This window comes from Amycolatopsis coloradensis (assembly GCF_037997115.1).
In the GTDB taxonomy this organism is placed as follows: domain Bacteria; phylum Actinomycetota; class Actinomycetes; order Mycobacteriales; family Pseudonocardiaceae; genus Amycolatopsis; species Amycolatopsis coloradensis_A.
In genome coordinates this window covers 1703177-1714398 of the sequence record NZ_CP150484.1, presented here as the reverse complement: position 1 = coordinate 1714398, position 11222 = coordinate 1703177, and the positions used below count along the sequence as shown (strand labels likewise).

The window sequence follows — 11222 nt, the reverse complement described above, 5'->3', positions numbered from 1 at the left end:
TTCAGGACGAAATCCGTCCTGAACGACCCTTTCCTGACAGCTGAGGACGGGTTTCTTGACGGGACCTTGACATGCGCAGGTCGACGGGCCTAATTTCGGCGGATCTCAATGGTCTGTCCGCATACCTTTTAAGTGGGTGCCCGATGGATGTCTCTGACAAGCAGGCCGCAGAACCCGCCGACGAAGACAGTGCCCGGCTCCACCAACTCGGCTACGCGCAGGAGCTCCGGCGCACGATGTCGGCCTTCTCCAACTTCGCCGTCTCCTTCACGATCATCTCGATCCTCTCCGGCTGCCTGACCCTCTACGGATTCGGCATGAAGACCGGCGGGCCCGCCGCGATGATCTGGGGCTGGCCGCTGGTCGGCCTCTTCGTCATCCTGGTCGGGCTGGGCATGGCCGAGGTCTGCTCCAGCTACCCGACCGCGGGCGGCCTCTACTACTGGGCGGCGAAGCTCGCCCCGCGCAACGGCGCGGCGTGGTCATGGTTCACCGGCTGGTTCAACCTCATCGGGCAGATCGCCGTCACCGCGGGGATCGACTTCGGCGCGGCGCTGTTCCTCAACGCCTTTCTCGACCTGCAGTTCGGCTTCGAGGCGACGCCGGGCCACACGATCCTGCTGCTGGCGATCATCCTCGTGATCCACGGACTGTTGAACACCTTCGGCGTCAAGATCGTCGCGCTGCTGAACAGCATCAGCGTGTGGTGGCATCTCGCGGGTGTGCTGGTGATCGTCGGGGTGCTGATCATCGTTCCCGAGAAACACCAGGACGCGTCGTTCGTCTTCGGCGAGTTCGTGAACAACACCGGCTGGGCGTCGCCTGTCTACGTCTTCTTACTGGGCCTCCTGCTCGCGCAGTACACACTCACCGGATACGACGCCTCGGCCCATATGACCGAGGAGACCAAGAACGCGGCGAAGGCCGGACCTCGCGGGATCATCAACTCGATCCTCGTCTCCCTGGTCGCCGGCTGGATCCTGCTGATCGGCCTCACCTTCGCCATCCAAAACTACGAGGGCGCCGTCGGCTCCGAAACCGGGGTGCCGCCCGCGCAGATCTTCATCGACGCGACCGGCGCGACAACCGGCAAGTTCCTGTTGCTGATCTGCATCGGCGCACAGCTGTTCTGCGGAATGGCGTCGGTGACCGCGAACTCGCGGATGATCTACGCCTTCGCTCGCGACGGCGCGATCCCGGGTTCCAAGTTCTGGCACCGCATCAACAAGCGCACCCAGACTCCGACCAACGCGGTGTGGCTGGCCGCGGGCGGCGCGCTCCTGCTCGCCCTGCCGTACCTGTGGAGCGCGACCGCCTACGCGGCGGTGACCTCGATCGCCGTCGTCGGCCTTTACGTGGCCTATGTGATCCCGGTGTTCCTGCGGGTGCGCAAGGGCGACGACTTCGAACCCGGACCGTGGAACCTCGGCCGCTGGGGGAAGCTCGTCGGGACCGTCGCGACCGTCTGGGTGTGCTTCATCTTCGTGCTGTTCATGCTTCCGCAGGGATCACCGATCACCATCGACAGTTTCAACTACACGCCTATCGCCTTCCTTGTCGTACTCGGTGGTGCGGCGGTGTGGTGGTTCGCCTCGGCGCGCAAGTGGTTCACAGGCCCGAAGGTGCAGGGCTCCGAGGAAGAACTCGCCGCGGTGGAAAAGGAACTCAAGGAACTGGGGTAGCGGTCTCCTCCCGGGAGCGGCCGGCGCGGACTACGGTCACCGCGGCCGCTCCCAGCGCCCCGACTCCGGCGAAGGCGTAGAAACCCCACGGGTAAGCGATTCCGGCAGTCAGCAGCGCGCCGCCGAGGATCGGGCCGCAGATCGCGCCGACGCGGCCGACACCGGCCGCCCAGCCGATCCCGGTGGCACGCATGACGTCCGGGTACGTCTTGCCGATGTAGGCGTACACGAGCACCTGCGCGCTGAACACGAAACCGCCGGTGAGGAACACGGCCACGTACAGGCCGACAGCGGGCAGCTTCACGCTCAGCAGGGCCAGGAACACCGCCGCCCCGAGGAACCAGAAGATCACCGTCGGCCGCACGCCGGCCTTGTCCGCCACCCGGCCCGCGACGAGCAGGCCGACGACGCCGCCGAGGTTCAGCGTGAGCAGCAGCCCGAGCGCCGCGCCCAGCGGATACCCGGCCTGGCGCATGATCTCCGGCAGCCAGGTGTTGAGCCCGTAGACCAGCAGCAGCCCCATGAACGACGTCACCCAGAACGCGATGGTGGCGCGCAGGAACCCACCGCGGAACAGCCCGCCGACAACCTGTGTCGCCGACTTCTCCTGCGTCTCCCGCGCCCGCTCGAACGACTCGGATTCCGGCAGGTACTTGATCATCAGCGGTACCAGCACGAGGGCGGGCAGCGCGCCGGCCACGAACATCGCGCGCCAGCCGAGCGGCTGGATCAGCCAGATGCCGAGCAGGGCCGTGAGCACCGCGCCGACGTGGTAGCCGGTCATCACCGTGGTGGTCGCGCTGCCCCCCTTCCCCTTGCGGGCGTACTCGGTGACCAGTGCGATCGCCGTCGGCAGACAGCCGCCGAGACCCAGCCCGGCGAGGAAACGCAGCAGACCGAAGACGAACGCCGACGGCGAGATCGCGCAGAGCGCGGTGAACGCCGAGAAGGCCGCGACCGCGATGATCAGCGCCTTGCGACGGCCGATGAGGTCGGTGATCGTGCCGATCGCCATCGCGCCGATCATCATGCCGATCAGGCCGAACGTCGAGATCACCGACGCCGTGCCGGGTGTCAGGCCCCAGACGTGGTCGCGGAGCAGCGCGGGCAGCACCGTGCCCAGGACGACCAGGTCGAATCCGTCGAGCAGTACCGCCGTCCAGGCGAGTGGGACCACCCACGAACGGGCCGCGGCAGGGGACATTGGGGACCTCCAGCTGTGTTCGCTATGCGCACGAGTATGCACAATACGAACGCTGTGAGCAAGGCCACTGGGCCTCCGGATGTGAGTCAGCGCTGGACGAGGTCTCCGAGGACGCTCCAGGTGCGAAGCCGCTCTTCCGCGTTCCGGATGCCGCTCTGCGTCGCGACGACCTCGGTCGCCCCGGCGTCGAAGTACCGCCGGATCTCGGCCGCGACGGTCTCCTCGTCCCCGGCGATCACCAGCTCACCGGCGGAATCCACGCCCTGGGCGTCGAAGATCGCGCGATAGGAAGGGATGTCGCGGAAGAAGGCGTATTGCCGGTCGACCTGGGCGCGGACGGCGCCGGGATCGTCGGTCACGACGACCGGGACCATCGCGATGATCCGCGGCGCCGGTCGGCCGGCGGCGGCCTTGGTGATCTCCGGGACGATGAGCCCGGAAAGGGCTTTCGGCCCGGCGAGGAAGGGGATCGTGCCGTCGGCGAGTTCGCCGGTGACTCGCAGCGCCTGCCGTCCCATCGCCGCGATGATCACCGGGATGCCCGAAGACCCCGCGACAGACAGCGAAGCCGCGAAGCCCTTGGCGTGCGCCCGGACCGTCTCGCCGTGGAAATCGACTTCGCCGCCGTCGAGCACTTGCCGAAGGATCGTGAGGTACTCGCGAAGGTGCTTGATCGGCGACGGGTACTCGATGCCGTACGCCGGTTCGAGCCAGTTCTTCGCGCCGGTTCCGAGGCCGAGGACGAATCGGCCGCCGGTGGCGGCCTGTGCCGTCTGCGCGAGACCGGTGATCAGCAACGGATGTCGCGGGTAGATCGGGACGACGCCGGTCCCGACGGTGATTCCCGGGACCGCGCGCCCCGCGAGGGCGGCGACGGTGATCGCGTCGTGCTCCATCTGCTGCGAGAACCAGACGGACGTCAGGCCCGCGTCGGCGGCCTGCCGGGTCTGCGTGATGAGTTCGTCGACGATGTTGACGGCGTCCGTGGTGTCCCCGGACGGGAGTGCCACTCCGATGGTCATGGTCAACGCTAACCATGCTGCCTAACGGATATTTCGCCGTTCACCAGGTGGGATCACGCGCGCGGATCCCGGTCTTGGCCCACCCTGGGCGGCGTCCGACACCTCGATTTTGGAGAGACCCGATGTCGCTGACCGATGTCATCGAAGGAACCAAGACCGCCGTCGACGCCGACCCGCGCAACGCCGCCGTCTCGTTCAGCGTCGCCAACGCGCTGACCCCCGGAACCGCGACGCGGGTCGACGTGCGGGTGCGCGACCACTCGTTCGCCGTCGACGAGCCCGCCGCGCTCGGCGGCACCGACACCGCGGCGAACCCGGTCGAATACGCGCTCGCCGCGCTGGGCTCGTGCCAGGTGATCACCTATCAGTTCTGGGCGGCGAAGCTCGGTGTGCCGCTCGAAGGCGTGAAGGTGACCGTGGACGGCGACATCGACCTGCACGGGTTCTTCGGGTTCTCGGAGACTCGCCCCGGCTTCGGTGACGTGCGCGTTTCGGTCGAGCTGAGCGGGCCCGCGGGCGCGGAGGTCTACGAGGACCTGAAGCGGCAGGTGGACGAACACTGCCCGGTGCTGGACCTGTTCCGGAACCCGACGCCGGTGAAGACCTCGCTCGCCTGAGCCGCCATGGAACGGAGCTGTTGCGAAAGTGGCTCGGCGAGCCGAGGGGGAGCTTCGGCCCGGGAACTCGGCCGGTGCCCCTGTCCCCAATGTGGCATTGGAGACGTTGAACGTCCCTGATGCCACATTGGGGAAACTCTGGCCGGCGAGACGTCGCGGCTCACGGTGAAGATCTCGCTCGCCTGAGCCGCAAGGGGGTCAGACGAACTCGTGCCGCACGATCGTCTGCTCGCGGCCCGGACCGACGCCGATCGCCGAGATCCGCGCGCCCGACAGCTCTTCGAGCCGCTCGACGTAGGCCCGCGCGTTCGCCGGCAGCTCTTCGAAGGTGCGGCAGCCCGAAATGTCCTCGAACCAGCCCGGCAGCTCTTCGTAGATCGGCAGCGCGTGGTGCACGTCGGTCTGCGTCATCGGCATGTCGTACGTCCGGGAGCCGTCGACCTCGTAGCCGACGCACACCGGCACCTTCTCCAGGCCGGACAGCACGTCCAGCTTGGTGAGGAAGTAGTCGGTGATGCCGTTGACCCGCACCGCGTAGCGCGCGATGACCGCGTCGAACCAGCCGGTGCGCCGCGAGCGGCCGGTGGTGACGCCGAACTCGCCGCCCTGTTTGCGCAGGTACTCGCCGGACTCGTCGTCCAGCTCGGTCGGGAACGGGCCGGAGCCGACACGCGTGGTGTAGGCCTTGAGGATGCCCAGCACGGTGTCGATCTTGCCGGGGCCGATGCCCGAACCCGCGCTCGCGCCGCCGGAGGTCGGGTTCGACGACGTCACGAACGGGTAGGTGCCGTGGTCGACGTCGAGCAGGGTGCCCTGCGAGCCTTCGAGCAGCACGGTCTCGCCACGTTCGAGGGCCTGGTTGAGCTGCAGGCGCGTGTCGGCGATGCGGTGCGCGAACTTCTCGCCCGCGGCCAGCACCTCGTCGGCGACCTGGTTCGCGTCGAGCGCCTTGCGGTTGTAGACCTTGACCAGCACCTGGTTCTTGAACTCCAGTGCCGACTCGACCTTCTGCCGGAAGATCTTCTCGTCGAGCAGGTCCTGCACGCGGACGCCGACGCGGGCGATCTTGTCCTGGTAGCAGGGGCCGATGCCGCGGCCGGTGGTGCCGATCTTGCGGCTGCCGAGGTAACGCTCGGTGACCTTATCGATCGCGACGTGGTACGGCATGATCAAGTGCGCGTCGGCGGAGATCAGCAGCTTGCTGGTGTCGACGTCGCGTTCTTCCAGCCCGGCGAGTTCGTCGAGCAGCACGCCCGGGTCGATGACGACGCCGTTGCCGATGACGTTGGTGACGCCCGGGGTGAGGATCCCGGACGGGATGAGGTGGAGGGCGAAGTTCTGCCCGTCGGGAAGGACTACGGTGTGGCCCGCGTTGTTACCGCCTTGGTAACGCACGATCCACTGGACGCGGTCGCCGAGCAGGTCGGTGGCCTTGCCCTTGCCCTCGTCCCCCCATTGGGCCCCGATCAGCACGATGGCCGGCATGTGACACTCCAGGTGTTCGGCGACTTGTGGTTTGGCGCTGGTAAATGCCGGTGCATGAGCGTAACGGAGGGCCTTCGGGTGCGCGGAATAGTGGTGGTCTGTCCGGAGGGCGAGCCCACACTCCCGGAGATCGACGACGTCGAAATGGTGCACGTCCCGAGCCGCCCCGGCAAGGCGGATATCGACCCCTTGCTGGGGGAACACGATCATCTCGTGGTCGCGGGCACCGACGCCGACCTCGCGGCGGTCGCGCTGCGGCTGTTACGAAAAGAACAGCTCTCGGGCGTGTCGCTCGGCTTCGTGCCGTCGTCGCCGAACTCCGACGTCGCCCGTATCTGGAGCCTGCCGACGCAGCCGCTGCGCGCCCTCTCGCTCGCCCTGCGTGGCGAGGTCGACCCGGTGCCGCTGATCCGCGACGACACCGGCGGGGTGCTGGTCGGGCGCGGGGTGATCGGGATGATCCGCGGGGTGGCCTACTGCGACGAGCACACCGTCCTGCGCGGGCCCGCGCGCTCGGTCGAGGTCGAGCCGGACACGAGCGGCCCAGGGCTGATGGTCCGGGTGACCAAGGGGACGCTGTTCAAACGGCCTTCGACGCATTACGCGCGGGCGTTCCAGCTCGGCTGCATCCCGACCCGGCCGAGCATCGACGGCGTCGCCCATCCCCGCGCCATGAGCCGGTGGACCTGGTACCGGCACACCGAGGACCTCAGGCTGGTCCGCGGGCTGGACTAGCCCGTTCGGCTCAGAACCATCAGCTGGACTTTCCGAAGATTTTTCGGCGGCGGACACCCTGTCCGACCTGCTCGTGACACCCTCCGTTCACGAATAGCCAGCAGAGTGTCATCCGATGGTGTTGCGTGGGCCATATCCGTACCGCAAGGTGACCAGGTCCCCAAACCTGACACGGAGGCAGCAATATGCCAACTGCGCTTGCTGTTCGTCGCTCCTTCACCGTTCTCGCCGTCTCGGCGATCGTCTCGGCGGGCGTGGTCGGCGTCGCCGAAGCGACACCCCCGGGCATCCCGTCGGCGGACACCGCCAAGACCCAGCTCGCCGCACTGACCGTCAAGCCGGACGGTTCGTCGACCGGGTACAGCCGCGACAAGTTCCCGCACTGGTCCGACCAGGGCAACAGCTGCAACACCCGCGAGGTCGTGCTGAAGCGGGACGGCACGAACGTGCAGCAGGACAGCAGTTGCGCCGCCGTCTCCGGCAGCTGGTTCAGCCCGTACGACGGCGCCACCTGGCGCGCGGCGTCCGATGTGGACATCGACCACGTCGTCCCGCTGGCCGCCGCGTGGCGCACCGGGGCGTCGTCGTGGACCACCGCGCAGCGGCAGGCGTTCGCGAACGACCTCAGCGCGCCGCAGCTGATCGCCGTCACCGACAACGTCAACCAGGAGAAGGGCGACAAGTCGCCGGACGCCTGGAAGCCGCCGACCGTCGGCTACTGGTGCACCTACGCGAAGATGTGGACCACGGTGAAGTACAAGTACAAGCTGAGCATCAAGTCGGCGGAGAAGACCGCGCTGACGGACATGCTCAACCGCTGCTGAACCTGCTCTGACCGTGAAGGCCTCCTTCACTACCTTCAGGGTAGGGAAGGAGGCCTTCACGGACCTTCAGGGCTGTCAAGCGGAAAGGTGGGACGTTTCGCGGGCTGGGAGCCGAGCTCAGCATGTGGGCGGGCCTCAAGAGCGTGATTAGCGTGAATCGGGCAGGCGCAAGCAAAAGCGCCCTCCCCGTTCCCGCTGGAGGCCACCCGGTGTCCCGTCCCGCCGCCACTTCCTTACTCGCGCTCACCGCACTTTTCGCCACCGCCTGCTCGTCCGCGGGCGGCTCGACGGGTGTCGACGCGGGGCCGCCCAAGCCCGGAGGCACGCTGCGCCTCGGGATCTCGTCGAGCCCGGACTGCGTCGACCCGCAACAGGTCGGCACCAACGCTTCGCTCAACGTCGGCCGCCAGCTGGTCGATTCGCTGATTCGACGCGTACGGCGTCGGCGAGCGGCACGGTGAACCGTTTCTCTCGTCGGCGCCGCCGGTGATCCTGGCCGCGGTGGCCGAACACACCCGGCGCGTCCGGCTGCTGACCACACTGACCGTGATCAGCGTGCTGGACCCGGTCCGCGTCGCCGAGGACTACGCGACGCTCGACCAGCTTTCCCGCGGACGGCTGGATCTCATGATCGGGAAGGGAAACGATCCCCGGCATTTCCCGCTGTTCGGTCTCGAAGAGGACCGGCAGTGGGAGTACCAGGCGGAGAAGTTCGTCCTGCTGCGCAGGCTGTTCCTGGAGGAGGGCGTGACGTGGGAGGGCGAGTTCCGCGCTCCGCTGACCGACGTCACGACGCAACCGCGGCCGTTCCACGCACGGCCGCGGATCTGGCACGGGAGCGCGTCGAGCACCGAGTCGACCGAGCTGGCCGCGAAGTTCGGCGACCCGCTGTTCACCGCGAACGGCTTCCATCCCAAGAAGAAGTACGCCGACCTGATCGACCACTACCGGCGGCGGTGGGCCGAGTACGGTCACGACCCGGCGGACGCGCTCGTGGGTTCGGGCGCGGGCGGGCTCTACGTCGCCAAAACCTCGCAGGAGGCACTGGACGGTTATCGGCCGTACTTCGAGGCGCTGATGAAGACACCCGCGTATCAGCACAACAAGTCGGAGTTCACCACATTGGAGGACAAGATCGCCAAGGGCTCCGCGCTGGTCGGCAGCCCGGAACAGGTGATCGACAAGATCGGCGACTACCACGTGTCGTTCGGGCACGAGGTGCAGGCGGTCTCGGTCGACGGCCTGGAATCCGGGGAGGCACGAGAGGTACTGGAGCTCTTCGCCGCCGACGTGATCCCGATCGTGCGGAAGGAACTGCCCTCGCGGGTCTGGGAAAGTTCAACGGCTGACCCCCGCTGCACCGATCCCCTTTCGGCGTACTACTCGCCGGAGGGGGTTTCGGAACTCACGTGATGGAACGGCGATCTCGCGTGATCCCAGCCACGGGTCGGGGAAAGGCTGCCGCAGGGCGCGGACCAGTTCGTCAATGCCGAGGTGCTGGAGGCGGCCAACGCCGGCCGGGCGCTGACCGGGGACCAGGTCACCGCGGACGCCGTCGAGGAGAGGGCCAAGACCCTCCTCGACGACGCCCGCGTGCGCGAGGTGGCGGCGAGGGCCCGTCACGAGATCGCCACCATGCCCGCGCCGTCGGAGGTCGTCGGGCAGCTGGAGGAGTTCGCGCGCTAGGTGATCATCCTCAGGATCTCCCTCGCCACGATGTCGTTCTGCCGGAACGGGAGCGCGTTCGTCCGCGGCCGGGTGAACGCCCCGGCCGACCGCGCGGACGTATGCGGCCCGAGCGCGAACCGACGGGGATGCGGGCGGCCGGCACCGTCGAGCATCCGGCCGTCGGAGACACGGGTGTGGATACGCCCGGCGAGCAGCCGGTCACCGGTCACCGGGTCGAGCACGGTCTCCTCACCGAGCGCGCCGCCGGCGTGCAACCGTCGCAAAAGGACATCGGATGCCCTGGTGACGCTCGGCTCGGGCAGCCGCGCCTCGACGAGCGTCCGCGCCTCGGTCTCGCCGGGGAAGCTCGCGCCGGAAGCGACGAAGACCCCGCGTTCCTCATCCGCCGACACACGCGTTTCGGCGCCCAGGAAGGAAACGAGGCCTGCCTCCTGAAGGGCGAGCAGTTCTTCGAGCCGCCGCGGAGGCGGGCCGCTCGCGAAACAGGAGAAGAAGCCGAGGAACCAACCGTCCAAATCGGACAGTTGTGAAACCGCGTCGAGCCGTCCGGTCCGCACCAGCGCGGGAAGCTGGCCCATCACGGACAGCAGTGCCGTGAACGCCCCGAGATCCGCGCTGTACTCGGGGTCCGCCCGCCGGCTCAAGTCGGCTTCGACGTACTCGCGCAGTTCCTTGCCGTACTCCTCCGCGGTGCCGAAGTCCTTGCCCGCCATGGGCCGGTCGAGACGATCCAGGTCCAGCCGGTCGTCCGGCGCCGGGACCGCGCGCGTCACCAGCGCGTCGAGTTCGCCGGGTGCGGCGTCCGCGAAAGCGTCGGCGAAGACGGCGAAATCCATGCGCACCCGCTCGGGATGGGCGGTGAACAGTTCGCTGTAGTAGGCCCACGCGATCTCTTTCGAGATCAGCGGCCAGACGTCGCGGCGGAAGTCGATCCGGCCGGGTGCGGCGCAAAGCCGTCCGATGGCGCAGGCGTCGAAGAACTTGGGCAGCCGCACGGGTTTCCCGCGCAGCCGGTAGCCGATCTTCGCGTGATAGGGCACGCCGCGCCGCGAACCGACGTGCAGCACGGGCTCGGCGCCGCTGGGGTGGTACTTCAACCCGCCGCACGCCTGCTCTTCGAACCGGCCACCGCGGCCTTCGGTCAGCAGCAGCATCAGATCGACGAACGCGAGGCCGAATCCACGCACCAGCACGGTTTCCCCCGCCCCGATCGCCGAATAGTCGACGTCGGCGGTGTAACCGGCCGGATAGTAGGCGAGGTCGTGGCGGACGGCGAAGTCCGCGAGCGCGGCTTCCCGTTCGTCCGGTTCGGCGTCGAGGTGCCCGACGGTGAACAGGACCGCGTCCACCTCCAGGGGTTCCGCGCGGCCTTCCAGCCAGAGCGACTGCGGCTCGCCGTCTTCGAGCCGCACCGCGCGGGTCCGGTGCTCGACGACCTCGATCCCGGCCGGGAGTTCGGCGCGCACCTTGCGGTGGAACCAGGCGAGATACGCGCTCTGCAGCCGCCGCGTCGGGAAGTGATCGCTTCGCAGTGCCTCGAGTTCGGCGCGCAGGCTGTCGTCGATTCGGGTGTCGAGCCCGCCCGAGCGGACCAGCCGCGCCCACTCGATCAGTGACGGGCCCGGCCTGATCGGGCCGTCGATCCGCACGGTCTCGTCGGTGAACACCGTGACGTCCTCGGGCATGGAGTTCATCCGCAGCAACGGCGACTGTTCATAGCGCCAGACCCGTCCCGCCCCGGCGGGGAAGGGATCGACGAGATGTACCACCAGCCGCCGACCGCCGAGCAGTTCGGCGGCGTTGGCGCCGAGCCGTTCGAGCACGCCCACCCCACGTGGACCGGCGCCGACCACCGCGAGCACGTAGGGAAGGTCTGCGGTACTCACGAAGCCGAAGCTACGCCGGGATTCCGGGCGGCGTGCGGGTTCTCACGGAGCGGAACCCGTTGCCACGGCGAAGAACCG

Annotated in this window: 11 protein-coding genes; 7 read left to right on the top strand and 4 right to left on the bottom strand. The window is 68.2% G+C overall.

Annotated features, from left to right (window positions below; translation table 11 throughout):
- The first annotated feature begins 143 nt into the window (after positions 1 to 143).
- On the top strand, positions 144 to 1682 hold the full coding sequence (locus LCL61_RS07855) for an amino acid permease (protein ID WP_340686225.1): 1539 nt from the start codon (positions 144 to 146) through the stop codon (positions 1680 to 1682).
- Here LCL61_RS07855 and LCL61_RS07850 read toward each other — a convergent pair.
- Together LCL61_RS07850 and LCL61_RS07845 are read right to left on the bottom strand one after the other, a co-directional pair.
- Positions 1666 to 2886: an aromatic acid/H+ symport family MFS transporter gene (locus LCL61_RS07850; protein WP_340686224.1), complete on the bottom strand. Its 1221-nt coding sequence runs from the start codon at positions 2884 to 2886 to the stop codon at positions 1666 to 1668. The two genes, LCL61_RS07855 and LCL61_RS07850, sit on opposite strands and share 17 nt — an antisense overlap.
- An 86-nt stretch (positions 2887 to 2972) precedes the next feature.
- Positions 2973 to 3908: an LLM class F420-dependent oxidoreductase gene (locus tag LCL61_RS07845; protein ID WP_340686223.1), complete on the bottom strand. Its 936-nt coding sequence runs from the start codon at positions 3906 to 3908 to the stop codon at positions 2973 to 2975.
- 122 nt (positions 3909 to 4030) lie between these two features.
- Between LCL61_RS07845 and LCL61_RS07840 the strand changes: the two genes are divergently transcribed.
- Positions 4031 to 4525, top strand: a complete 495-nt coding sequence (locus LCL61_RS07840) for an OsmC family protein (protein WP_340686222.1) — start codon at positions 4031 to 4033, stop codon at positions 4523 to 4525.
- 198 nt (positions 4526 to 4723) lie between these two features.
- Here LCL61_RS07840 and LCL61_RS07835 read toward each other — a convergent pair whose 3' ends face one another.
- Complete coding sequence (locus LCL61_RS07835; RefSeq protein ID WP_340686221.1) at positions 4724 to 6010, bottom strand: adenylosuccinate synthase; 1287 nt, start codon at positions 6008 to 6010, stop codon at positions 4724 to 4726.
- A 54-nt stretch (positions 6011 to 6064) separates the two neighbouring features.
- Here LCL61_RS07835 and LCL61_RS07830 point away from each other — a divergent pair, with 54 nt between their 5' ends.
- The 5 genes from LCL61_RS07830 to LCL61_RS07810 all read left to right on the top strand — a co-directional run bounded on the left by LCL61_RS07830 (position 6065) and on the right by LCL61_RS07810 (position 9255).
- Positions 6065 to 6745, top strand: coding sequence for a hypothetical protein (locus LCL61_RS07830; RefSeq protein ID WP_340686220.1), 681 nt, complete (start codon positions 6065 to 6067; stop codon positions 6743 to 6745).
- Positions 6746 to 6930: 185 nt separating this feature from the next.
- Entirely contained in the window at positions 6931 to 7569 is a 639-nt protein-coding gene (locus LCL61_RS07825; protein ID WP_340686219.1) for a GmrSD restriction endonuclease domain-containing protein, read from the top strand.
- Between the two features lie 209 nt (positions 7570 to 7778).
- Complete coding sequence (locus LCL61_RS07820; RefSeq protein WP_425341987.1) at positions 7779 to 8030, top strand: hypothetical protein; 252 nt, start codon at positions 7779 to 7781, stop codon at positions 8028 to 8030.
- A 25-nt stretch (positions 8031 to 8055) separates the two neighbouring features.
- On the top strand, positions 8056 to 8982 hold the full coding sequence (locus tag LCL61_RS07815) for an LLM class flavin-dependent oxidoreductase (protein WP_340686218.1): 927 nt from the start codon (positions 8056 to 8058) through the stop codon (positions 8980 to 8982).
- 81 nt (positions 8983 to 9063) lie between these two features.
- Positions 9064 to 9255, top strand: a complete 192-nt coding sequence (locus tag LCL61_RS07810) for a nucleotide disphospho-sugar-binding domain-containing protein (protein ID WP_340686217.1) — start codon at positions 9064 to 9066, stop codon at positions 9253 to 9255.
- Here the strand turns inward: LCL61_RS07810 and LCL61_RS07805 are convergent.
- The gene (locus tag LCL61_RS07805) at positions 9252 to 11144 is read right to left on the bottom strand and encodes an FAD/NAD(P)-binding protein (protein ID WP_340686216.1); all 1893 of its coding nucleotides are present in this window, start codon (positions 11142 to 11144) and stop codon (positions 9252 to 9254) included. The two genes, LCL61_RS07810 and LCL61_RS07805, sit on opposite strands and share 4 nt — an antisense overlap.
- Between the last annotated feature and the right edge of the window lie 78 nt (positions 11145 to 11222).